This is a genomic window from Thiocystis violacea (genome assembly GCF_016583565.1).
Classification (GTDB): domain Bacteria; phylum Pseudomonadota; class Gammaproteobacteria; order Chromatiales; family Chromatiaceae; genus Thiorhodococcus; species Thiorhodococcus violaceus_A.
Map to the genome: position 1 here is coordinate 1 of NZ_NRRF01000028.1, position 23,615 is coordinate 23,615.

At 62.1% G+C, this 23,615-nt stretch carries 21 protein-coding genes and 1 tRNA gene; 4 read left to right on the forward strand and 18 right to left on the reverse strand.

What is annotated here, in order from left to right:
* The first annotated feature begins 501 nt into the window (after window positions 1-501).
* A complete protein-coding gene (locus CKO23_RS12620) occupies window positions 502-954 on the forward strand; it encodes a hypothetical protein (protein WP_200331649.1) in 453 nt (150 codons plus the stop codon).
* A 326-nt stretch (window positions 955-1,280) separates the two neighbouring features.
* On the opposite strand, the gene CKO23_RS12625 is transcribed toward CKO23_RS12620, so the two are convergent.
* On the reverse strand, window positions 1,281-1,667 hold the full coding sequence (locus CKO23_RS12625; RefSeq protein ID WP_207168536.1) for a hypothetical protein: 387 nt from the start codon (window positions 1,665-1,667) through the stop codon (window positions 1,281-1,283).
* Window positions 1,668-2,002: 335 nt separating this feature from the next.
* Here CKO23_RS12625 and CKO23_RS12630 point away from each other — a divergent pair, with 335 nt between their 5' ends.
* Both CKO23_RS12630 and CKO23_RS12635 read left to right on the forward strand, forming a co-directional pair.
* Entirely contained in the window at window positions 2,003-3,217 is a 1,215-nt protein-coding gene (locus tag CKO23_RS12630) for a hypothetical protein (protein ID WP_200331653.1), read from the forward strand.
* 129 nt (window positions 3,218-3,346) lie between these two features.
* Window positions 3,347-4,024, forward strand: coding sequence for a homing endonuclease associated repeat-containing protein (locus tag CKO23_RS12635; RefSeq protein WP_200331655.1), 678 nt, complete (start codon window positions 3,347-3,349; stop codon window positions 4,022-4,024).
* A gap of 66 nt (window positions 4,025-4,090) precedes the next feature.
* Here CKO23_RS12635 and CKO23_RS12640 read toward each other — a convergent pair whose 3' ends face one another.
* From CKO23_RS12640 to fusA, 5 genes are all read right to left on the reverse strand, one after another.
* The gene (locus tag CKO23_RS12640; RefSeq protein WP_200331657.1) at window positions 4,091-4,312 is read right to left on the reverse strand and encodes a toxin-antitoxin system HicB family antitoxin; all 222 of its coding nucleotides are present in this window, start codon (window positions 4,310-4,312) and stop codon (window positions 4,091-4,093) included.
* Between the two features lies 1 nt (window position 4,313).
* The gene (locus tag CKO23_RS12645; RefSeq protein ID WP_200331659.1) at window positions 4,314-4,739 is read right to left on the reverse strand and encodes a putative toxin-antitoxin system toxin component, PIN family; all 426 of its coding nucleotides are present in this window, start codon (window positions 4,737-4,739) and stop codon (window positions 4,314-4,316) included.
* 284 nt (window positions 4,740-5,023) lie between these two features.
* Window positions 5,024-6,715: a dihydrolipoyllysine-residue acetyltransferase gene (aceF, locus tag CKO23_RS12650; protein ID WP_200331661.1), complete on the reverse strand. Its 1,692-nt coding sequence runs from the start codon at window positions 6,713-6,715 to the stop codon at window positions 5,024-5,026.
* Window positions 6,716-6,749: 34 nt separating this feature from the next.
* Entirely contained in the window at window positions 6,750-9,404 is a 2,655-nt protein-coding gene (gene aceE / locus CKO23_RS12655) for a pyruvate dehydrogenase (acetyl-transferring), homodimeric type (RefSeq protein ID WP_200331663.1), read from the reverse strand.
* 594 nt (window positions 9,405-9,998) lie between these two features.
* Complete coding sequence (gene fusA, locus CKO23_RS12660; protein WP_200331665.1) at window positions 9,999-12,044, reverse strand: elongation factor G; 2,046 nt, start codon at window positions 12,042-12,044, stop codon at window positions 9,999-10,001.
* A 442-nt stretch (window positions 12,045-12,486) separates the two neighbouring features.
* Here fusA and CKO23_RS12665 point away from each other — a divergent pair, with 442 nt between their 5' ends.
* Window positions 12,487-12,981, forward strand: coding sequence for a YbhB/YbcL family Raf kinase inhibitor-like protein (locus CKO23_RS12665; RefSeq protein ID WP_200331667.1), 495 nt, complete (start codon window positions 12,487-12,489; stop codon window positions 12,979-12,981).
* 79 nt (window positions 12,982-13,060) lie between these two features.
* On the opposite strand, the gene ccmI is transcribed toward CKO23_RS12665, so the two are convergent.
* The 12 genes from ccmI to CKO23_RS12725 all read right to left on the reverse strand — a co-directional run bounded on the left by ccmI (window position 13,061) and on the right by CKO23_RS12725 (window position 23,530).
* Window positions 13,061-14,398 (reverse strand): c-type cytochrome biogenesis protein CcmI, encoded by a 1,338-nt coding sequence (ccmI, locus tag CKO23_RS12670; RefSeq protein ID WP_200331674.1) that lies wholly within the window; start codon window positions 14,396-14,398, stop codon window positions 13,061-13,063.
* A gap of 16 nt (window positions 14,399-14,414) precedes the next feature.
* Entirely contained in the window at window positions 14,415-14,903 is a 489-nt protein-coding gene (locus CKO23_RS12675) for a cytochrome c-type biogenesis protein (protein WP_200331676.1), read from the reverse strand.
* Window positions 14,900-15,448 (reverse strand): DsbE family thiol:disulfide interchange protein, encoded by a 549-nt coding sequence (locus tag CKO23_RS12680; protein ID WP_200331678.1) that lies wholly within the window; start codon window positions 15,446-15,448, stop codon window positions 14,900-14,902. Before CKO23_RS12680 ends, CKO23_RS12675 begins: the two co-directional genes overlap by 4 nt.
* Before the next feature lie 199 nt (window positions 15,449-15,647).
* The gene (locus tag CKO23_RS12685; protein WP_200331680.1) at window positions 15,648-17,633 is read right to left on the reverse strand and encodes a heme lyase CcmF/NrfE family subunit; all 1,986 of its coding nucleotides are present in this window, start codon (window positions 17,631-17,633) and stop codon (window positions 15,648-15,650) included.
* Window positions 17,633-18,103: a cytochrome c maturation protein CcmE gene (ccmE, locus tag CKO23_RS12690; RefSeq protein ID WP_200331682.1), complete on the reverse strand. Its 471-nt coding sequence runs from the start codon at window positions 18,101-18,103 to the stop codon at window positions 17,633-17,635. Before ccmE ends, CKO23_RS12685 begins: the two co-directional genes overlap by 1 nt.
* Window positions 18,104-18,131: 28 nt before the next feature.
* The gene (ccmD, locus tag CKO23_RS12695; protein WP_200331684.1) at window positions 18,132-18,290 is read right to left on the reverse strand and encodes a heme exporter protein CcmD; all 159 of its coding nucleotides are present in this window, start codon (window positions 18,288-18,290) and stop codon (window positions 18,132-18,134) included.
* The gene (ccsA, locus tag CKO23_RS12700) at window positions 18,287-19,045 is read right to left on the reverse strand and encodes a cytochrome c biogenesis protein CcsA (protein WP_200331692.1); all 759 of its coding nucleotides are present in this window, start codon (window positions 19,043-19,045) and stop codon (window positions 18,287-18,289) included. The genes ccmD and ccsA overlap by 4 nt, the downstream gene beginning before the upstream one ends.
* A 184-nt stretch (window positions 19,046-19,229) precedes the next feature.
* On the reverse strand, window positions 19,230-19,901 hold the full coding sequence (gene ccmB, locus CKO23_RS12705) for a heme exporter protein CcmB (protein ID WP_200331694.1): 672 nt from the start codon (window positions 19,899-19,901) through the stop codon (window positions 19,230-19,232).
* A 4-nt stretch (window positions 19,902-19,905) separates the two neighbouring features.
* A complete protein-coding gene (gene ccmA / locus CKO23_RS12710; RefSeq protein ID WP_200331696.1) occupies window positions 19,906-20,523 on the reverse strand; it encodes a cytochrome c biogenesis heme-transporting ATPase CcmA in 618 nt (205 codons plus the stop codon).
* A gap of 105 nt (window positions 20,524-20,628) precedes the next feature.
* Window positions 20,629-22,791 (reverse strand): bifunctional 23S rRNA (guanine(2069)-N(7))-methyltransferase RlmK/23S rRNA (guanine(2445)-N(2))-methyltransferase RlmL, encoded by a 2,163-nt coding sequence (rlmKL, locus tag CKO23_RS12715; protein WP_200331697.1) that lies wholly within the window; start codon window positions 22,789-22,791, stop codon window positions 20,629-20,631.
* A gap of 145 nt (window positions 22,792-22,936) precedes the next feature.
* Window positions 22,937-23,353, reverse strand: coding sequence for a YajD family HNH nuclease (locus CKO23_RS12720; protein WP_200331699.1), 417 nt, complete (start codon window positions 23,351-23,353; stop codon window positions 22,937-22,939).
* Between the two features lie 92 nt (window positions 23,354-23,445).
* Window positions 23,446-23,530 (reverse strand) — tRNA-Leu (locus CKO23_RS12725).
* Between the last annotated feature and the right edge of the window lie 85 nt (window positions 23,531-23,615).

The window sequence follows — 23,615 nt, forward strand, 5'->3', positions numbered from 1 at the left end:
TTCAGGGTCCAACGGGTGTGCGACATGTGTTGTGCAGCGAGCGCTCAATCGAGGAGCCGGATGCGGTAGTCCCGCACGTCCGGATCTGTGGGAGCCGCGGGTGCGTAAGCACCCGCGGCCACCCGGTACCGGTAGGGTGGACGAGCGAGAGCGAAGTCCACCGAACCCCGCGCCGTTGTTGGTGGACTGCGCTGCGCTTGTCCACCCTACCGAAGACGACTGGTCCGAAGGATGATCGACGCCCTGATCTGCCGTCAAGACCGCTATCGTCAAACAGAAGAATGCCTGTCAATCGATGAGGTTTTCGTGGGCCTCTGAGATCAGAAAAACGTCATTTAATCAATGGCTAATAAGAGAAGAGGTAAACACCCAAGGGCGTTATGCGCTTGGGCGAAAAATGCCGAAGTCCGCCATTGTAATTCGGCTTGATTGGTCCAGAATACGGGCGAGACACGACACAACGATCTATCCACCAACCGTCGATGCTCGGAGTAGACCGCCATGCAACAGGATGATGAGAAATCCTACCTCCCAAGACAGCTCGATGCCGCGATTCGTCTGTCCGACCACAGCATGGTGACGTCCGCACCCTATGTGACCAGCGGCATCGGTCGTGACGGTCTCCTCGTTCGAGGCGGGCCACGGCTCCCCTCCGGTTGCCATGTCGAGCTGACGCTGATGGGCGACCGACGCGGCGCGCTGACGATCCAGTGCGTGGCTGCGGGCCAGATCGGTGCGGATCAGGTGCTGAACTATGAACATCTCGGCTTCGACGAACGTGTCTCTCTGGAGGAGCTGATTCGCCCACAGTGGGACGGGGTCGATCTCTTCGACGGTCTCATGACCATGGCGAGCCTGTACGGCGCGACGAGCCTCAAGGACTGGCTCTGCATGACGACCCTGCTCGAGCGAATCCAGCCGCGCGTGGCGCATCGTCCCAGCTCGCTCGCCTAACGAGCATGCGGGAGTGGCCGCATCCCGGAAAATGAAACGATGGCGGTCGCTCGCGACACCGCTCCGCTGAGCGGGTGCCGCAAGAGGATTGCTGTTTCACGGCCCTGGTTGCCACGTGCTCTCAATGTCAGACTCGATACGGCCTCGGACCCCGGGGAGTACCCGTACCGCTCGCCATCGTGCGGCACGGATTGTTGCTTGCCGGAGGGACAAACCTGTCAGCACTCCCGACGCAAAAAGTTGACGGGGTTCAACACCTTCAAGGGCGGCTTCACCCGCTACCTTTGCACCTCGCCTGCTTTCGTGCCTACGCATCGACGCCGCTGTTACCAGCGACGCCGCAAGGCTCGATACTGGGCTCGCGGCGCACGATTACCCAGACGGGAGTCATACCCGCTAGAACACGCGACCTTGCCAGGCCGCAGTGTCCCCTTTTCCTCCTTCTCCTTGAAATGAGCCCCCGATACCGGCTTCTCTCGCCCTGAGCGAATCTGAGCCGGCGGTGACTCCCGTGCAATCGTCGGATGATCCGGTGTCAGCGTGCGCGCCGAATCGCGCCAGTATTCCCAGTCGATCTCATCGACGACCGGCGCCCGTGCCGTCTCCAGAAGATTCTGTATAGCATTGACGATCTGCTCGAACTGCCAGTCCGAGATTCTGTCTAGTCGGCCCACCCGCTCGAGATAGCCGGCAACGTCCTGTGCCGAATGCATGGCAAGGCGCTTCTTCGGAAATGCCTTCAGATAGGTCTCCGCACGTACCAACGTAGCGCGGAGTCCTTCACGCCCCGGTTTCGCGCAAGATCGAGAAATCGCTCCCAAAAGCGCTCGATCGCATCTCCAGTGGTTGAGCCGCTTTGCGCCATGTGCTAGCGTCCAGTGCCGTGTACTTCCAATCGAATTGTACACACCAGCTCCCTTATCGCAACCGAGGGGCTTTCGGAGCTAGGCAGAATCCACCCTATTGGAACTAGACAGAATCTGCCTAGCACGCATGACCGACACTCTGTCTAGTTAACTGTTAGATTAAAATAGAGGGGAAGCAGCGAATGACAACAGGGCAAGAGTTAATTCCGAATTCTAACAAAGAGCTTATTGAAGCTTCCGGTGTGGACGCATTACTGTCGCAAATAAGACCGCATTGGCAGGCTAAGAATTTAATTCAGCGCGTGACGAAGTTATTGCATGTCGATCCAAGTAGCGCCTGTCAAAGATTGTTTAACGCATCTATCCATGATTTGAGAGAAAAAATATTATTCGCTGGTGTAGATATCGCAGCAGAAGCAGCCAAGCAAAATAAGTTGCCTCCAATTTCGAATGCTGAGAGCATAGAAAACTACTCTACATCGAAAATGATAGATCTGGCCTATCGAATGGGCTTGCTATCGAGGCCAGAATACCGACGCATCCTCCGTGCTTACGATATTCGAAAAGACTTGGAACACGAGGATGACGAATATGAAGCAGGTATTGAAGATTGTGTTTACATATTTAGAACCTGCGTAGATGTAATCCTTTCACGAGATCCAATTGAGCTTATTAAACTCACTGATATTAAGACTATTGTAGAAAAAGCAGAGCCATCTGCGTTAAATGAGAATATCTTAGAGGAATTTCGCTGTGCTCCAGAGCCAAGACAGCTGGAAATATATAAATTTTTAGTAAGCTCTTCACTCAACGTCGAATTGCCTGATGTTGTGAGACAAAATTGTTATCTTGCGTTAAATTCGATTAAGACTTTGGCACAAAGCCAAGTGCTTATAACCTGTGCAAGAGAGTTCGTTCAGAAAATAGGTAAACGAGGGCCAACGCTAATCGAAGCAAGGGTTGCGTATGGATCTGGTTTGTTACCCTACCTCAAACAAGCACAAATAAAAGATTTTTTTGAAAGTTACTTTGAAGAAATGACAAAGGTTGGTTACTCTTGGGGGGCCCACAATACACATGGCGAGCTTTTGCGAAACCTTGAAGAAATCGGAGGGCTAGAGTTCTGCCCCGAAGATTGCATGCAAAAATATGTTCAGTGGTTGGTGCTTTGCTATATAGGATCATCTGGTGGCCGAACCTCATATGGCAATATTCGAAACGTTTTTTATAGTAATGTCGGTGCACCTATTTCGCTAAACTTGTTGGGGACTAAAAACAGGAACATACCTAGCATAGTCGCTGCGCTTGAGCAAAATAATAAAGCAGTTAAATTTGCCATAACTGATGAGCATGTTGCTCGTAGGTATCACGCAATTCTAGATAGCATTGAGGAATAATCTAACAAACGGCTCCACGCAGACGCCCAAACCTCCGCTGTTTTTGTGGGTTTCGCTGCGCTACACTTTACCACAAAAACCTCTCCGGCCTGGGCGCTGGTGAGCCGGACGTTAGCCCAATAAAGAAACATGACAGAGAGAGTCAAATTCAAAATTAGTAGGGTCTCGGGAGCACCAGCACAAGATGATGAGTTGCTCTCTGATCTCAAGCGTGTCGCTGAACAAATTGGCTCAAGCACTGTCCAGCAAAGAACTTATGGTGAGTTCGGCAGTTTCGATTACAGAACATTGGAAAGGCGATTTGGCTCATGGAATAAAGCACTGGAATTAGCAGGGCTTGAGGTTTCAAATCGGTTAAACATTTCAGAAGAAGAATTATTTGAGAACATTCTTCGATTATGGGAGCACTACGGTAGGCAACCACGTCGAAGTGAGTTATCAAAAGAACCATCCAGAATTTCTCAGTCACCCTATAATCGAACTTTCGGTTCTTGGTCAGGAGCTTTGAGTGCCTTTGTTGAATATGCCAACTCTACAGAAACAGAAGCTCCGGATAACACAAATACCAATTCAGATAAATACAAAGTAAAAAATACTGGAAGAGATCCATCATTGCGACTGAGGTGGAAGGTCTTGCAGAGAGATAGTTTCAAGTGCTGCGCATGCGGAGCCTCACCTGCTGTTACTCCAGGAGTAGAGTTACACGTTGACCACGTTATTCCATGGAGTAAAGGTGGAGAAACCGTCATAGATAATCTTCAAACGCTTTGTTCAGTCTGTAATTTAGGTAAGTCGAATGAAATATAGGGCTAACAAAAAAATCCAGCCGACCCAAAAAACGCTGCGCGTTTTTGGGTCGGCTGATTTTAGGCGTTAGCCTTGAAGCGCGTTGTCCAAACGATCGAGAACGTCTAGGCCTTTTTCAATTGAACCTTTGACTGCCATAGCGCGAAATCTACTTTCAGCATCGAACTCGGCAATTGCCTGGGTTGAAAGCTCTTCCAAGAGCTTATTCACGCTGATGTGCTTGCGCTTAGCCAAGGCTTTGAGGCGAAGATGCTTATCGTCTGGAAGTCGTACAGTCAGCGTCGCCATGTCAGACCTCTCTCAGCATATCGGTGGGGGTTACTATCTGAATATCCGGGAAACGAAGTTCCCCTTTGGAAAAGTCCCGAATGTTGTTGGTCACTATGACACGAGCGTTGCCGGCCGCAGCCAATTCGAGCACATGGTTGTCCCCTTCATCTGTAAGGTTCGGGCGCCATAGGTAGAAGATCGGTACCCATTCGGCAACAGAACAAACGGCTTCGAGCAAGACCTTCACGTCTTCCGGGGCTACCGGGCAACGCTCCAAGATGGCGGGACGTGCGGTCACATCCTCATATTCGGAGAATAATGCGTTGCTCAACAGTGGCTTATAAGCGCCAAGAAGGCAACCCCGCAGAATTGCGCGATTCGGGCCGTCTGGGCTAATGAGTGCCGCTGTCAGCACATTTGTGTCAACTACGATGCGATAAGCCATGCGAAAATGATAGCACATATGCCATCAAAAAAGGCTAACACGGCGCTCAAGCCGACCCCGCGCGGTCGGCGTCGTGCTGGATCTCAAATTTGGCGCGGCGCGCAGGTCGGCTTATCTTGGGCGTTATGCGCAGCAGATGAAGAGCGATGAACTCTCTTGGTAAACCAAAAATCCCAAGGCTATGAGCATCAAAATGTAGCGGACCCGCTTATCCCCTGCTGATCAGGGGCCGCCCGTCTCCCTGGGCGAGCCAGGGAGTGCGGGCTGTTTGCCCTTGAGGCCTGTCAGAGCAATAGCTGCCGGATGTCGCCGAGGAGTTGGCTGAGCAGGGAGGTGAAGCGTGCCCCCTCGGCGCCGTCGACAACGCGATGGTCGTAGGAGAGTGAGAGCGGCAGCATGAGGCGTGGCACGAATTCACGGCCATTCCAGACGGGTTTTGTCTCGGACTTGGAGACGCCGAGGATGGCGACCTCAGGTGCGTTGACGATGGGTGTGAAGGCAGTGCCGCCGATCCCGCCGAGGCTGGAGACGGAGAAGCAGCCACCTTGCATGTCGCCGGGAAGCAGTTTGCCGTCTCGGGCCTTGGTGCTCAGTTCGGTCAACTCGACGGCGAGCGCGTACAGCCCCTTGGTATCGACGTCACGCACGACAGGCACGACCAGGCCATTGGGGGTATCGACGGCCACGCCGATGTGGGTGTAGTGCTTGTAGACGAGCCGTTCGCCATCGCTGGTCAGTGACGCCTTGAGGACGGGCATCTGGTTGAGCGCGGTCGCGACCGCCTTGAGGAGGAAGGGCAGGAAGGTCAGTTTGACGCCCTGCTTGGCGGCGCTGTCCTTCTGTTGCTGACGGAAGGCTTCCAGCTCCGTGATATCGGCATCGTCGAATTGGGTGACGTGCGGGATGCCGACCCAGCAGCGGTGGAGGTGCCGGCCGCTGATCTTGCGGATGCGCGGCAGCTCCCTGGTTTCGATCGCGCCGAAGCGCGCGAAGTCCACGTCCGGAGCGGCGGGGAGCTGGAAGGCTGAGGGAGCGCCTGTGTCACTGGCTTGGCCCTGGGCGAGCGCCTGCTTGACGAAGGTCTGGACGTCTTCCTTGAGGGCACGACCCTTGGGGCCGGAGCCTTTGACCCGTGCCAGATCGACCCCCAGTTCGCGTGCGAAGCGTCGCACGGCGGGGCTGGCATGCGCCTTCCGGCCCTTGGCGATGGCGGCCATGTCCTCCGGCCGGGGTAGCACCGGCGCCTGACGCCGTTCAGCCTCACCGGGCGCGCGGCGCGCGGTTTCCGGCTTGGCGGCCGGGGGGGAGGGCGGTGGGTCTTGCGTCGCCTCCGTGCTCGTCGCGGGCAGGGTGTCCTCGCTGCCGGACTCCGGCGCCGCATCCACGCTCAACGTGAGAATCAGATCCCCAGGGTTCAGGGTGTCGCCAACCTTGACGGCGAGCTCCTCGACCACCCCGGCATGCGGCGAGGGGATCTCCATGGTTGCTTTGTCGCTCTCCAGGGTCAGCAGGGATTGTTCGACTTCGACGCGCTCGCCCGGTGCGACCAGGATCTCAACGACCGGGATGTCGGTGAAGTCGCCAACGTCCGGTAGCACGACCGAGACCGACTCGCGCTCGGTGTCCGTCTCGGAATGCCCCCTGGCGGCTGTCTTCTCTGCCTTCGGTGGGGCGGGCGGCGCCGGCTCGGTGGCCTGGGCATCCTTGGTGTCATTCTCCCGCGGACGGCTCTGCAAGGCCGTCTCCAGCATGAGCAGGAGATCCCCCTCGCTCACGCGGTCGCCGACCTTGACCTTGATCCCTTTGACGATGCCGCCCTTGGGGGATGGAATCTCGATCGTCGCCTTGTCGCTCTCCAGGGTGAGCAGGGATTGCTCGGGCTCGACCCGGTCCCCTTCGGCGACCAGGATCTCGATGATCTCGACGTCGGAGAAGTCTCCGACGTCAGGCAGTAAAATCTCTTCGACGGTTGCCACGCGATGTCCTCCTAAGCCTGTCGTTCCGGTTGCTTCATACCGTCACCGGATGCGGCTTTTCCGGGTCGATGCGATATTTGGCAATGGCCTCGGAGACCATCGATGTCGGAATCTCGCCTTCATCGGCGAGCGCCTTGAGCGCCGCGACCGCAATGTAGTAGCGATTGACCTCGAAGAACTTTCGCAGCTGACTGCGCATGTCGCTGCGCCCGAAGCCGTCGGTCCCGAGCACGAGGTAGCGGCGCGGGACATAGGGGCGGATCTGGTCGGCGTAGGTGCGCATATAGTCGGTTGCCGCCACGATCGGGCCGCGTGTTCCCGCCAGCTGGCTCTCAACGAAGGTGGCGCGCTGCGCCTGGTCCGGATGCAGCATGTTCCAGCGCTCGGCCGCGATGCCCTCGCGGCGCAGCTCGTTGAAACTGGTGACGCTCCACACCGCCGAGCCGATCTCGAAGTCCCTCTCCAGCAGCTCGGCCGCCGCCAGAACCTCGCGCAGAATGGCGCCCGCGCCGAGGAGTTGAACGCGATGGCTGCGCTCCTCGCCGCGATGCACGCGGTACATGCCTCTGAGGATGCCGTCCTGGCAGTCCTCGGGCATGGGCGGCTGGACGTAGTTCTCGTTCATCGCGGTGATGTAGTAGAAGACGTTCTCCTTCTCCTGATACATCCGCCTCAGACCGTCCTGGATGATGACGGCCATCTCGTAGGCATAAGCGGGGTCGTAGGTGACGCAGTTGGGGATGGTCGAGGCTAGCAGGGGGCTGTGGCCGTCCTGGTGCTGCAGACCCTCGCCCGCGAGCGTGGTCCGGCCGGCCGTTCCGCCGATCAGGAAGCCCTTGGCGCGCATGTCGCCAGCGGCCCAGGCGAGGTCGCCGACGCGCTGGAAGCCGAACATGGAGTAGTAGATGTAGAAGGGGATCATGCTCTGGCCATGGTTGACATAGGCCGTTGCGGCGGCGATCCAGGATGACATGGCGCCCGCCTCGTTGATGCCCTCCTGCAGGATCTGGCCCTTCTTGTCCTCGCGGTAGTACATGACCTGGTCGGCGTCGACCGGCTCGTAGAGCTGGCCCTGCGAGGCGTAGATGCCGAGCTGGCGGAACATGCCCTCCATGCCGAAGGTGCGCGCCTCGTCCGGCACGATGGGGACGACATACTGGCCGATCTTCTTGTCGCGGACGATTATGGTCAGCAGCCGGACGAAGGCCATGGTGGTCGACATCTCCTTGTCGCCGCTGCCCTCGAGCAGACTCTGGAAGGCGTCGAGGCCGGGAATCTCGAGCGGCGGCGCCTCATCGCGGCGGGCCGGCAGGAAGCCGCCAAGGCGCTCGCGCGCCTGATGGAGATACGTCATCTCCGCGCCGTCCGCCGGGGGCTTGTAGAAGGGTGCGGCACCGATCTGGTCGTCCGAGATCGGGATGTTGAAGCGGTCGCGGAAGGCCTTGAGATGGGCCTCGCCCATCTTCTTCTGCGAGTGGGTGATGTTCATCCCCTCGCCGGCGATGCCCATGCCATAGCCCTTGACGGTCTTGGCCAGGATGACGGTCGGTTTGCCCGTGGTCTCCATGGCGGCGAGATAGGCGTTGTAGACCTTGATGGGGTCGTGCCCGCCGCGGTTGAGGCGCCAGATGTCGTCGTCCGTCATGTTGGCGACCATCTCCTTCAGCTCGGGATACTTGCCGAAGAAGTGCTCGCGCGTGTAGACGCCGCCCTTGGCCTTGTACGCCTGGTAGTCACCATCGACGCATTCCTCCATCCGCTTGAGCAAGAGCCCTTGCTTGTCGCGGGCGAGCAGTGGATCCCAGTAGCGACCCCAGACCACTTTGATGACGTTCCAGCCCGCGCCGCGGAAGACCGCCTCCAGCTCCTGGATGATCTTGCCGTTGCCGCGCACCGGGCCGTCGAGGCGCTGCAGGTTGCAGTTGACCACGAACACCAGGTTGTCCAGCCGTTCGCGTGCGGCGAGGGAGATGGCGCCCAGTGACTCAGGCTCGTCCATCTCGCCATCGCCGAGGAAGGCCCAGACCTTGCGGTTGGCCGTGTTGACCAGGCCGCGATCACGCAGATAGTGCATGAAGCGGGCCTGGTAGATCGCCATGATGGGACCCAACCCCATCGAAACCGTGGGGAACTGCCAGAATCCGGGCATCAGCCAGGGATGTGGGTAGGAGGAGAGGCCGTTGCCGTCCACTTCCTGGCGGAAGTGGTAGAGCTGCTCTTCGCTGATGCGTCCCTCAAGGAAGGCGCGGGCATAGATGCCGGGCGCCGAGTGGCCCTGGAAGAAGACCAAATCGCCGCCGTGGTCCTTGGTGCGGGCATGCAGGAAGTGGTTATAGGCGACATCGATGAGGGTCGCCGAGGAGGCGAAGCTCGAGATGTGGCCCCCCAGCTCGGTCGAGAGTCGATTCGCCTGCACGACCATGGCCATGGCGTTCCAGCGCACGAAGGAGCGGATGCGGCGCTCCATGGCCAGATCGCCCGGGAAGCGTTCTTCCTGCTGGACCGGGATGCTGTTCAGGTAGGCGGTGTTGGCGCTGTAGGGCAGGTAGGCGCCGGAGCGGCGTGCCTTATCGACCAGGCGCTCCAGGAGGAAATGGGCGCGTTCGACGCCTTCGTTCTCCAGTACGGCTTCGAGGGAGTCGAGCCACTCCTGTGTCTCTTGCGGATCGATATCGGGCTTCTTGGTCATGTCGCTTCCGGGAATGCATCCTAAGGCGGATTCAGTTCAGACAAAGCCGCCATTGTATAACATCAAGGGGCTCTCTCAATACTGAGGATTCGGTATTGCAATGCAGCTGGCGCGGCCTGGGATCCGTTGCCGCGGTCTACTATAGACGGCGCTAGCGTCGCACGGGCGACTCATCAAGGATGTCATGCGATCTGAGCGGGCAAGTGGCGAGGTCGCGGGCCGCGGTGAGTCCGCGAATGCGGTTTTTCGAGCAGATGGAGGCGCGAAGGTGCAGGACTGGTGGTCCTCGTCCTGCCCTGTGGCGCCCGAAGACAGGCGGGTGAAACCGCAACGAGCGCGCAAGGAAACTCATGGCTCGCGGGGCATCCTTGCCCCGCATGGGACACTTCGGCCGTCTGTCCTTAGGAACTGTCCGTCTTCTACGTCCTGATTCGAGCCTGGTGACGAAGCTCCAGCTTCGTCATCCGCGAGACGAAGCTCTGCTTCATGAATCCTCAGGCTGCGCCAACGCTTCGTGAAGCGGAGCTTCATCGCATGGGTCACGCAGCTGGAGCTGCGTGACCAGAAACCGGGAGGCAATTGATAGACGGCTACTTAGTCCTCGGCTCTCTGATAGGCGTCCATCATCTGTTTCTGAATCGTGCCGGGCACCGGATCGTAGTGGCTCAGCTCGATGCTGTAGGTGCCTTCGCCGCCGGTCAGGGCCTTGAGGCGGGCGTCGTAGCCGTCGAGTTCGGCAAGCGGGACCTCGCCTTCGATGACGATGCGTGCGCGGCTCTTGGATTCGCTGCCGTTGATGCGCCCGCGGCGGCTGGAGAGGTCGCCGGCCAGGTCGCCCATGGCCGAGTCCTGCGCCGTGATGCGGATCTTGACGACGGGTTCGAGGATGACCGGTTGCGCCTTGAGCACCGCTTCGACGAAGGCCTTGCGACCGGCCGTTGCGAAGGCGATGTCCTTGGAGTCGACCGGGTGGTACTTGCCGTCGTAGACGGTGACCTTGATGTCCTGCAGCGGGTAGCCGGCAATGGCCCCTTCGTCCAGGACCTGGCGCACGCCCTTCTCGATGGAGGGGATGAAGTTGCCCGGAATGACGCCACCGACGACGGCGTCGATGAACTCGAAGCCGGCGCCTCGCTCATTGGCCTCCACCCGCAAATAGACCTCGCCGAACTGTCCGGCGCCGCCAGTCTGCTTCTTGTGTCTGTGGTGTCCTTCCGCCTTGCCGATGATGGTTTCCTTGTAGGGGATGCTCGGTGGATGCGTCTCGACATCGACATGGAAATGCTCCGACAGACGCCGTAGCAGAACCTTGAGGTGAAGCTCGCCGAGACCACGGATCACCGTCTCGTTCGCGCTCGCGTTGTGCTCGATGTGGAAACAGGGGTCCTCCGACTCGAGCTTGTGCAAGGCGTCCGTCAGTTTCTGCTCGTCGCCGCGTTTGGCGGTGTTGATGGCCAGTCCGAACAAGGGGACAGGGCACTCCAGGCTGGAGAGATGGAAGTGGTCCTCATCGTGCGAGTCGTGCAGCACGGCATCGAAGTGGATGTCCTCGACACGGGAGACGGCGAGGATGTCGCCAGGCACGCCCTCGGCAACCTCGACCTGCTCGCCCCCGTGGAGTCGATAGAGATGGCTGACCTTGAAGGGCTTGCGGGCATCGCCGACGAAGAGCTGGCTGGCGTTGGTGATCCGGCCCTGATGAATGCGGAAGATGCCGAGCTTGCCGCGATAGGGGTCGTTGAGGATCTTGAAGACATGGGCCACCGCGTGCAGCGAGGGATCCGGGCTGACGCGCACCGGCTCCATCGCGGCGCCTTCGCCCTTGAGGAAAGGCGGGGGATTGCCTTCGGACGGGTTCGGCATGAGACGGGTCATGATCTCCAACAGCTCCGGGATGCCGGCGCCGGTTTGGGCCGAGACGAAGCAGATGGGGATCAGGTGGGCTTCGCGCAGGGCGGCCTCGAAGGGATCGTGGAGCTGCTCCGGCTTGAGCTCCTGGCCCTGCTCCAGATAGATCTCCATCAGCGCCTCGTCGACCTCCACGACCTGGTCGATGATCTGGCTGTGGGCCTCCTCGACGGAGGAGAACGCGGCGCCTTCACCGCCGGGCTGGAAGAAACAGTCGATGACGCGCGTGCTGTCTTCCGTGGGGAGGTTGATGGGCAGGCATTCGGCGCCAAAGGTCTCGCGGATCTGCTCCGTGAGCCCCGCAAGGTCGATGTTGTCCGCGTCGATCTGGTTGACGATGATGAGGCGACAAAGGTTGCGATTGTCCGCCGCCTTCATCAGCCGCAGGGTCATGGGCTCGATACCGGACTGGGCATTGATCACCACGGCGGCGGTTTCCACCGCCGGCAGCACGGAGATGCTGCGTCCGAGGAAATCCGGGTAGCCGGGGGTGTCGATCAGATTGATGTGCTTGCCGCCGGTCGTGAAACTGGTGATGGCTGCGTCCAGGGAGTGCTGCAGGTCCTTTTCCAGTGGGTCGAAATCGCAAACGGTTGTCCCCTTGGCGACGCTGCCTGGGCTCGGGATGACCCCGGTGGCGGCCAGGAGTGCCTCTACCAGTGTCGTCTTGCCAGAGCCGGCATGACCGACCAGAGCGATGTTGCGGACGTCTTCGGCGTTGTAGTCAGACATCTTTTGTCCCGTCGTGGCGCTTGATGTGAATGCAGGGCGCCTCGTCAACGCCCTTCAGGTTCTCTCGGTTGAGCCGAAATTATACTGTAACCGGCGCGTCACTCAGGCGCTGTGCGCCAAGAAATCCGGTGCGGGTGCTTCAGGTCAAGGCTCTCGAGCCCCGGTGGCAGGCGTTAGCCGGCGGCTCGGCGGCGCGGGTGTGGTGCGGCGGGATGGCGTTTGGCTGGACCTGGCACTGGGCGTTCCGCGCTGATGTATGCTTAGGCGCGGGAGCTCGGGACATGACACCGAAGCGTGTTTCAATCAACGCGGGGCGGCATAAAAAAACGGCGGCCGGAGGGCCGCCGAAGGACGCACAGCTAGGGAACGGGGGCAACCTTTCAAGACGCCAGGAAACTCCCTATGTTGTTCGAAACGTTAGCACATGGCTGGAGGGAATAAGATGGCACTAGTTCTCAAATCCGATGCATTCATCGATGGTGGTGAGATCCCGCGGCGCTTCACCTGCGAGGGCGAGGATGTGTCGCCGCCGCTGGCGTGGGAGGGTATTCCGGAGGGGACGGAGAGTCTGGTGCTGATCGTGGATGATCCGGATGCGCCGGACCCGATGGCGCCGCGAATGGTCTGGGACCATTGGATCCTCTACAACATACCGGCAAGCTGCCCTGGACTGGTCGACGGTGTGCGCGCGGATGCGCTACCCGCGGGGACGGGGGAGGGCGTGAACAGCTGGGGCAGGACGGGTTACGGAGGCCCCTGCCCGCCGATTGGGCGGCATCGCTATTTTCATCGGCTCTATGCCCTAGACCTCTGTCTGCCCGCCGAGCTTGGCAGCCCGGGTAAAGACGACCTGCTGCTTGCGATGGAGGACCACATCCTGGGCCACGCCGAACTCGTGGGAACCTATGAGAAGACCCCGCCGGGCGAGACCGCCTGACCGCGCCCCGCTGTGAGTCCGGCGGCTTGCGGGTCACGCCCGCTGGCTCTTCGTCAGGGAGCCACCGCCAGGTTTTTGCTCAGGGCTTCAGTTGATCGATCAGCACCTCGGTCTCGGTGCCATCTCGGACGGCGAGGGCGCTGGTCTCCCCAAAGAGATCGCCGGGTTGAGGCATGGCCTGGCCGGATTTCGACACGCGCGCGCCGACCACGACTTGATCGAAGGCGGAGAGGCGCATGGCGGGTGTCATGGCCATGCTGTCGTCCAATGTGAGTGTCTTGGGGAGATCCTTGACCTGGAGCCGCTGCACCGCGAGCGGCATGGGCGGGCCGGAGGCCGCGCGGGCGAAGACGAAGACGGTGTCGTCCGGCGCCGCCTTGTCTGCGAGGCCGTCATCCAGGCGCACCGCGACTTGGATCGCGACGCCCGCGTCGGTCGCTGTGGTCGGTTGGACCGCGGCGGCTGGCTCCGAGGTCGAGGTCGCGGCTTCAGCGGGGGGCGGCGTATCGGCTGAGCCGCTGACAGCGGTGTCCACCGCGATTCCGGCGCGCGTCTGTGCCTCTGCCACCATCTGCTTGAGATTGGCGGCCTCGTCGCCGTTTTGATCCAGCTCCGCGAGGATCGCCTTCCAGGTCGTCACGGCGGAATCATACTGACCCTTCTGGAAGGCGATCATGCCCGAGAGCCAGCGTGCGATGCGGTTCTCCGGCTCCTGCTCCAGCACGGCTTGGATGAGTTCGGCGGGTTGCCCATCGAGACTCTTGTTCGGACTGGCGGCGGCCAGTGCCTCGGCATAGGCGAGCTTGACCTCGACCTGATCGGGCGCGAGCGCGTAGGCCTGTCCGATGGCCTTGAGTCCCTGCTCCGTTTGGCCGGTCGCGAAGTAGGTGCGGCCGAGCATCAGCCAGCCTTCGATATTGTCCGGGTTCTCTTTCAGTCGGTCTTCCAGGCGCTGAACCAGCTCTTCCAGCGAGGCCGCGCTTTGATCCTCGGCCGCGGGTGCGCCCTGCTCGCTGACGCCTGCCTGCAGCGGGTCGATCAGTCGCGGCTCGCCGAGCTGCAGATAGAGGAGCACGACGCCGAGCGGGAGCGCGATGGCAAGCGCCGTCCCCAGTATCCAATGGCCGAGACGCGAGCCCGCTCGGTCGCCGCGTTCCGCCGCGGGGGTGCCGGTCTCGCCGACGTCGTAGAGCAGTTCGCGCTCGAGGTCGTGACGGGCGGCGTCGTATCTGTCCTGCTCCAGAAAACCGGCCTGCAAATCGGCGTCCAATTCATCGAGGCGTTGCCGGAAGACCTCGAGGTTCAAGGCGTCCTGCCGGATGGCGTCGTTCGCGGGCGCGGATCCCAGCAGCGGGGCAAGGATGAAGACGAGTGCCAGGACCAGCAGGCCGCCGGCGAGAATCCAGAAAATGATCATGGGGCCTTATTCTTCTCTAGTCGTTGCGGTCGGTCTTGGCGAGGAGCTGCTGCAGTCGCTCGCGCTCGGCCTGACTGAGCTCTTGCTCGGGTTCGGCCTTCTTGCGCTGGATGGCGCGCAGAAGCATGAAGCCGCCGAGGCCGAAGAAGAGAAAGGGTCCGAACCACAAGATGTAGGTCGAGGGTTTGATCGGTGGCTCGTAGAGCACGAAGTCCCCGTAGCGCGCGACCAGGAATTCAACGACCTCATCGCGGCTCTTGCCCTCTTGCATCATGCGGTAGACCTCCTTGCGCAGGTCCTGGGCGACGCTGGCCTGAGAGCCGGCAAGGGACTCGTTCTGGCAGACCAGGCAGCGCAGTTCGCCGACCAGATCCTTGAACTCGTCGGTGCGCGCTGGATCTTCGAAGGTGAATTCCTCGAGGGTGAAGGCGTGGGCCGCGCCGAGCGCGAGGGTTGCGGCCAGGGCCAGCGGTGCCACAAGGCGGTTTGGATGGCTGAGCGTCATGATTTTTTCGCTTGATACTGCTCGACGATGGGTCGGATCTCCTGCTCCCAGACACGGGCGTCGATCGGGCCGACGTGCTTGTGGCGAATGATGCCCTGGGGATCCACGATGAAGGTCTCGGGGGCGCCGTAGACGCCCCAATCGATGCCCGATCTGTTGTCCGGGTCGTAGAGGATGGTGGTGTAGGGGTCGCCGAACTGCTGCAGCATCTGCAGCGCCTCGGGCCGTGTGTCCTTCCAGTTGAAGCCCAGGAACTGTACGCCCTGGTTCTGTCGCGCGATGCGCATCAGCTCGGCATGCTCCTGGCGGCAGGACGGACACCAGGAGGCCCAGACGTTCACCAGGGAGACCTTGCCCAGCAAGACCTCCTTGGTCAGTGTTTGGCTCGGATCCTTCAATGATTCCAGCGTGAAATCCGGCGCCGGCTTATCGATGAGCGGCGAGGGGATCTCTCTTGGATCCAGCTTCAATCCATAAAAAAGTAAACCGGCCAGGGCCAGGAAGATCCCGAGCGGGATCAGGGCGCGTGAAGCGGATGTGTTCATGAGTGCAGGGTTACCTGGAGAGCGAATACCTCTGCCAGAGGAGCCAGGCCCGACCGGGCCTGGGTGTCCAGCGGCAGCGCAAGATCGGAGTCAAATCGGACGGAATCGACGGGATGCGTGTCTCCTCCAAGGGTGATCGATCATCCTGTCGACCCTGTCCGTCTCAAGGCGGAGCTCGTCGCATGCTGGCGGTCGGCAGCTAAGCCACCGCCGCGCCGCCTGGAATGGGCGAGGCGGCGGTTTGACGAGCCATGCGATAGCGTCGATCCGTCACGGCCAGCACGCCACCGAGGGCCATGAAGATACAGCCGAGCCAGATCCAGCGCACGTAAGGCTTGTAGTAGACCCGCAGGGCCCAGTCGCCCTTGTCGCCGACCGGTTCGCCGAGCGAGATGTAGATGTCGCGCAGCAGTCCGGCGTCGATGGCCGCCTCGGTCATGGGCATGCCGCCCGAGAAGTAGTTGCGCTTTTCCGGGAAGAGGCGCGCGATCTCGCGCTCGCCCTGGTAGACCACGAAATCGCCGCGGAAGGCGCTGTAGTTGGGGCCGGGAACGGACTGCACCCCATTGAACTGGAAGCGGTAGCCGGCGTCCTCGTGGACGGAGCCGGGCGACATGCGGATGTCCGTCTCCTTGCCGTGGATCGACACCATGGTGACGCCGACGATGAAGACGGCGAGCCCCATGTGCGCCAGCCACATGCCGTAATAGCTGCGACTGTTGCCGGCGAGATCGGCGGCCAGCCCCTTGAGCCCATGCTTGTGCTTGAGTCGATCGAAGAGGCTGACGAGGTGGCTGCCGACCAGCCAGGCGGCCATCGCCAGCCCGAATGCCATCGCCATGTTGCCGGCCGAGAAGATCGGCAGGGAGACCGCGAGGAAGACGAGGATGGCCAGGGCCAGCGCAAGCCAGAGCGATTTGATCAGCCGCCGCGGCTCGTCGTGCTTCCAATGCGCGAGCGGACCCGTGCCGGTCGCCAGCACGAGGAAGGGCGACAGGCTCACGAACATCTTGTTGAACCAGGGGAAACCGACCGAGATCTTGCCCCAGCCGGCGGCCTCGTAGATCAGCGGCGCCAGGGTGCCGAAGAGCACCAGCACAGTGAGCGTTGCCAGCAGCAGGTTGTTGACCAGCAGAAAGCTCTCGCGCGAGACCAGATCGAAGCGCCCGCCGCCCGAGATGGTCGGCGCCCGCCAGGCATAGAGCGCCAGGGAGCCGCCGATGACGATGCACAGGAAGATCAGAATGAAGCTGCCTCGCGTCGGATCCGTCGCGAAGGCGTGCACCGAGGTCAGCACGCCCGAGCGCACCAGGAAGGTGCCGAGCAGCGACAGCGAGAAGGCGGAGATTGCCAGCAGCACCGTCCAGGTCTTGAAGGCCGCCCGCTTTTCGGTCACCGCCAGCGAGTGCATGAGCGCCGTGCCGGCGAGCCAGGGCATGAAGGAGGCGTTCTCGACCGGGTCCCAGAACCACCAGCCGCCCCAGCCCAGCTCGTAATAGGCCCACCAGGAGCCGAGCGCGATGCCGATGGTGAGGAAGATCCAGGCGACCGTCGTCCAGGGCCGCGACCAGCGCGCCCAGGCCGAGTCCAGCTTGCCGCCGATCAGCGCGGCGATGGCGAAGGCGAAGGCGACCGAGAAGCCGACGTAGCCCATATAGAGCATGGGCGGGTGAATGGCGAGCCCCGGATCCTGCAGCAGCGGGTTGAGATCGCGGCCTTCGAGAGGGGCGGGGAAGATCCGGTCGAAGGGGTTCGAGGTGAGGACCGTGAACAGCAGGAAGCCGATGGCGACCATGCCCTGCACCGAGATGACACGGGCGATCATGGCCAGCGGCAGATTCTTGCTCAACGCGGCCACAGCGGCGCCCCAGCCGGCCAGCATGAAGACCCACAGCAGCAGGGATCCCTCATGCGCCCCCCAGATGGCGGAGACCTTATAGGCCGTCGGCATCAGGCTGTTGGAATTGGTCGCGACATAGATGACGGAGAAGTCATCCGTCAGGAAGGCCTGCAGCAGGCAGAGGAAGGCGATCCCGATGAAGGTGAGCTGCCCCCAGGCCAGGGGGCGCGCCATCGACATCCAGGTGCGGTTGCCGCTGAGGCTGCCGGCCAGGGGCACGCTGGCCTGGATGATGGCCAGGAACAGAGCCAGGATGAGGGCGAAGTGTCCGAGCTCGGGGACCATCAGTTGGATGCCCCGTTGATGCCGGCGGCGGCATCCGCCACGCCCTCCGCGTGGGCCGTCTTCAAGGTGCTGGCGACCTCCGGCGGCATGTAGTCTTCGTCATGTTTCGCCAGGACCTCGTCGGCATAGAAGACGCCGTCCGGTCCGAGTCGCCCCTTGGCGACCACGCCGCTGCCCTCGCTGAAGAGGTCTGGCAGGATACCTGTGTAGGCCACCTTGACCGTCTGCGCATTGTCGGTGACGTCGAAGTGGATGGTCAGTCCATCCTCCTGGCGGGCGAGCGTGCCCTTGGTCACCAATCCGCCGAGCCGGAAGACATGGTCCGGCGGGGCTTCATTGGCGATCACCTGCGAGGGGCTGAAGAAATAGGAGATGTTGCTCTTGAGGGCGGTCAAGGCCAGCGCCGAGGCGGCGCCCACACCCAGCACCGCCAAAGCGACGAACGCCAGCCGTTTCTGTCTTGCTTTCATTCTGTTGCTCCGAAGTCACGCGCTCGGGTCAGACGTCACGCATCCGGGTCAATCGACCCAGCCGAGCCAAAATAGTTCGACGCTGCGCGCGAAGTTGCAGGATCTCGATCACCAAAAGGACGGCGGCCATCCCATAGGCGCCCCAGACGAAGAAGGCGTAGCCGCCCTGTGCGAAGAAGTCGCTCATGCTCGGTTCTCCTTGTTCAGGATCTCTTGCACCCAGGTGCTGTCCGCCTCACGCGTCAGGATGATGCTGCGCAGCCGCATGAAGCCGGTTGCGAAGGAATACATCCAGAAGGCGAAGGTCATGACCAGCATGGAAAAGAGGATGTTGCCCTCGATCCGCATCAGATTCGAGCGCTGGTGCAGCGCGGCGCACTGATTGGGGTCCGGGCAGTTGATCGACCAGAAGATGACCGGAACCATCACCAGCCCGACGATCGCCAGCAACCCGGCCGCGCGGTCGGCGCGGCGGGTGTCGTCGATCGCGGAATGCAGCGCGATATAGCCGATGTAGAGGAAGAAGAGCGCCAGCTCAGAGGTCAGCCGCGGATCCCAGTCCCAATAGGTGCCCCAGCTCGGGCGTCCCCAGAAGGCGCCGGTCCAGAGGGCGAGGAAGGTGAAGATGGCGCCCGTGGGCGCCACGGCGTTGGCCATCATGAAGGAGAGCCGGGTATTGAAGACCAGCCCGATGGCGGCCCAGCCGACCAGGACCACATAGAGCCACATGGACATCCAGGCCGCTGGCACATGGATGAAGATGATCCGGTAATACTCCTTCTGCGGGTTGTTGCCGCCGAGCTGATCGACGGTCTCGAAGAAGCCCCAGTAGAGACCGACGGCCAGCAGGACGATGGTCAGTGCCCAAAACACGGGCACCAAGCGACCGGCGATCGGATAGAAGGAGGCGGGGGAGGCGAATTTGAACCAGTTGAGAGCCATGCGCGTGAGTCGATCGTTGTGATGATGTGGATCGTTGTGATTGTGTTGATCGTGTCTCTGATTCCAGGGCTCGCCGCGTTACGCGGCCTTCCTGAGACAACGTTTGCCGCTCAATGTTTCATGAGTGGGCAGGGTGCTCGATTTGAACGCCCAGCCTCGCGCGCCTGAAGCGCGTTTCCAAGGCTCACTCGAGCGAGATCCTGAGCGCCGCCGCCGAGGCCACGGGCGCAAAGACCATGGCGACCAACAGGAAGGCGCCGAGCAGCGCGAGATAGGGCTGCGTGTCCGTGATCGCGATGCTGCTGACCTGCACCGCGCCCGAGCCATAGACGAGGACGGGAATATAGAGCGGCAGGATCAGCAGCGACAAGAGAATGCCCCCTCCGCGCAGGCCCAGCGTCAGCGCCGCGCCGATGGCGCCGACCAGACTCAGTACCGGCGTGCCGAGCAGCAAGGAGAGCATCATGATGCCGATCGCGGTGTCGGACAAATGGTATTGCATGCCGACCAGGGGCGCGATGAGCACCAGCGGCAGCCCGGTCAGGATCCAGTGTGCCGCGATCTTCGCCAGCACCAGCAAGGAGAGGGGCTGTGCCGTGAGCAGCATCTGCTCCAGGGTGCCGTCCTCATAGTCCGCCGCGAACAGTCGCTCCAGCGCCAGCATGGAGGCGAGCAGCGCCGCCACCCAGACGACGCCGGGTCCGAGGATCTCGAGCACCTTGTGCTCGGTGCCGACACCCAGCGGGAAGAGGCTGATGACGATGACGAAGAAGAAGAGCGTCGTCAGCACGTCCGTGCGCCGGCGCATGGCTAGCGTCAGATCCCGTTTCAGGATGGTCCAGAAGACACGCAACATCCGCTCAGCCCTCCAGATCCAACCGCTCGACCTGACCCGAGGTCAGGGGGACTTCCTGATGAGTCGTCAGCACCGCCATGCCGCCGGTGTCGACGTGCTCTGCGATCAGCCGCTGCAGCAGCGCCACGGCGTCGACGTCCAGGGCGGTGAAGGGCTCGTCGAGCACCCACAGCCTGGCCTTGCTCAGAATGAGTCGGGCCAGCGCCACGCGCTTCTTCTGGCCCTGGGAAAGCATGCGCGTGGGCAGATCCTCGAAGCCGCGAAGCCCGATCCGCGCCAGCGCCTCCCAGAGGGCGGGGGTGTCGGCGCGGTCGCCGTCGAGCGCGGCGGCGATGGCCAGGTTCTCGATGCCCGTCAGCTCGCCCTTGATGCCGTTGAGATGGCCGAAGTAGAGCAGATCCCGCTTGTAGTCGTCGCCCAGCGCGCGGATGGGCTCGCCCTGCCAGCGGATCTCGCCGGACTCCGGCGTGAAGAGCCCGCAGAGGCTGCGTAGCAAGGTCGTCTTGCCGGTGCCGTTGCGCCCGCGCACATGGAGGAGCGTGCCTGAACCCACCGCGAAGCTGAGGTCTGAGAAGAGACGCCGATCGCCGCGCCGGCACTCGAGCTGGTTGACCTCAAGCATGGCGCGCGCCCGAGGCGGCATCGGCGTGAGCCATGCCGTGGTTTCGCGCGGGCGAGAGGACCCAAGCGCCGCGTGCGCGGCGGCGCGCCACCGGCCGGCTGGGTGTCATGCGGCGCGGTACCGGATCATCCAGCAGCTGTGGATGCGCGGATTGCGCGCGAAGTCGCGCGGCAGGGTATCCGCGCCGATGTCCACCACATTGAGCGGGGACAGGCCCTCCAGGTCGATGCGGAAACGGCGCAGGTTGTTCGAGAAGATCAGCATTCCGTCGGGCTCCAGGAGGCGCATCACGGATTTGATGAGGGCGACATGGTCGCGCTGGATATCCAGTGTGCCGTACATGCGCCTGGACGTGGAGAAGCTCGGCGGATCGAGGAAGATGAGATCGTAGCGACGCCGGCCACTCGTCATTTCGATCCAGCGCAGGCAATCCGCCTGGATCAGCTCATGCTGGGGGCCGTCGATGCCGTTCAGGGCGAGGTTGCTCGCGGCCCATTCCAGGTAGGTGCGCGACATATCGACCGTGGTCGTCGACGCGGCGCCACTCTTGGCGGCGTAGACGGTCGCGGTGCCGGTGTAGCCGAAGAGGTTGAGAAAGCGCTTGCCGGACGCGAGCGCCCCGATCATGCGCCGGATGTCTCTGTGGTCGAGGAAGAGCCCGGTATCCAGGTAGTCTTCGAAGTTGACCAGGAAACGGTGATCATGCTCGTTCACCTGGTGGAAGTTGCGTGTTTCGGCGAGCTTCTCGTACTGATTGCGCCCCTTCTGTGGGCGACGCACCTTGAGAAAGACCTGCTCGCCCGGAACCTCAAGCACCTCGGGAATCAGCCCCAGCGCCTCGCGCAGCCGCTGCCGTGCCTTCTTGGGATCCACGCTGGACGGCGCGGCGTACTCCTGCACATGCACCCAGCGCTTCTCGCCCGCGTAGACGTCGATGGCGAGGGCGTACTCGGGTAGGTCCGCATCGTAGATTCGCAGGCATTGAATGTGCTCGTCGCGCTGCCACTTGCGCAACGCCTTCAAATTCTTGATCAGCCGATTCGCGAGCATGATGGCGCTTTCGCTGCGTTCTTCCGGCGGCAGCGGACGCGGATGATTGGAGACGAAGAAGCGTGGCTCGACCTGGAAACTGAGCAGCCGGCACTCGATGGGGCCGTTGTAGAGGCTGTGCAGCCGCAAGGCGCGCAGGCCCATGTTCTTTCCCAACTCCGCGTCGGCGGTGAAGACGGCGGCATGCCAGCCGACGAAACGCTCCTTGAGCACGGCGCCGAGACGCCCGTAGAGGAGCGGCATGTCTTCGTGGGCGCCGAGCCGCTCGCCATAGGGCGGATTGACCACGAAGAGTCCCTCGTCCTCGGCGCGACCCGGTCGGCAATCGGCCAGCTCGCGGCGCTCGAAGTGGGCGAGCCCGGCGAGCCCGGCGCGTTCCAGGTGGTGCAGCGAGATGCGCACGGCATTGGGATTGACGTCATAGCCGCGCATCGGGCCGATGCGCTTGATCCCGGCGTCGCGGCGGATGTGCGCCTCGCTGAGCAAGCGCTGCCAGGCGGGCTCGTCGTGCTGGGTCCAGCCGTGGAAGCCGAAGCGCTCGCGCAGCAGTCCAGGCGCGATGTCGGCGGCCATGAGTGCCCCCTCGATGACCAGGGTCCCCGAGCCGCACATGGGGTCCAGCAGGGCGCCACCCTCGGCGGCGATCTCCGGCCAGCCCGCCCGCATGAGGATGGCCGCCGCCAGGTTCTCCTTCAGCGGCGCCGCCGAGCCCTGATCGCGGTAGCCGCGCTGGTGGAGCGAATTGCCCGAGAGATCGATGCTGAGTCCGACCTGGTCGTGATGGCCGTAGACATGCACGCGCAGGTCCGGATTCACGAGATCGACACTGGGCCGTTGTCCGCGCTTCTTGTTGAAGCGGTCGGCGATCGCGTCCTTGACCCTGAGGACGGCGAACTGGCGGTTGTTGATGCCGGTAAGGTTGCCGTCGAACTGGATGGCGAAGGTGTGATCCGGCGTCAGATGCTCCTCCCAGGGAACCTCGAGCGCGACGCGGTAGAGGTCATCCGGATCCGTGACGGGGAGCTGGATGATGGGGAGCAGGATGCGGTTTGCGAGCCTCGACCAGAGGCAGGCTCGGTAGCCGTCCTCGATGCTGCCTGTAAAGCGCGCGCCTCCGCGAGTCTCGGTCGCGTCCGCCATGCCGAGCCGGATGAGTTCCTCGGCCAGGAGACTCCCCATGTGCTTTGGGGCAGAGGCGAAAAAGATATGATCGGACATGCAGGTCAGGAACTCCGGGGCACGCAGGTGCGGGGTCGTGTCAGGGCGTTGTCGGCGAGCCGCGCGGGCGGCGAGGGTGCTGTGCGGTTGGGGCAGATGCGTTGGTCGGGCGTGCCGCGGAAGGGAAGGCGGCTCGGGCGGTCGCTCACTCTTTCTTAATGAGGTCGGCAAGCCCCTCGAAGGGATTGAAGGTCGTTTGTTTCCCTGCCTGGCCAGTTCGCCCCGCGCCCTTGCCCGCGCCGAGCGCGGCCAGGTGCTCCTCGTACTTCTGGTGCTCGTTGTCGTGGCAGTAGATGCACAGCAGCTCCCAATTGCTCCCGTCCGGCGGATTGTTGTCGTGGTCCATATCCTTGTGGTGGACGGTCAGCTCCCGCAGGTTGTCGCGCGTGAAGGTGCGCGCACAGCGTCCGCATACCCATGGGTAGAGCTTGAGTGCTTGATCGCGGTAGCCCGCGGCGCGGTCGTCGCTGGCCTTGCGGGCCTCGGCGACCACGCGGTCGAGCTTGCCGGTGTCGATGGGTTTCCCGGTCCGGGCATGGCGCGGGCCGTTGGTCGGGGCCATGAGTGCATCCTCTTGGGGAGGTTTGGTCGAATTGCGCCCCTTGCCTGCTTGGAAGAGGGCACCGCCGCCGCATGGGCGCTGAACGAGGTGTTTGGTGCGCGAGGGGGGAATCGAACCCCCAAGGATTGCTCCACTGGAACCTAAATCCAGCGCGTCTACCAATTCCGCCACCCGCGCAATCGGAGCATTTTACAGTGGTTCGGCCGAAAGAGGTATCCGAAAGGCGACAAACGCGCGAGGCGCCCGCGGGCGCCTCGCTTTG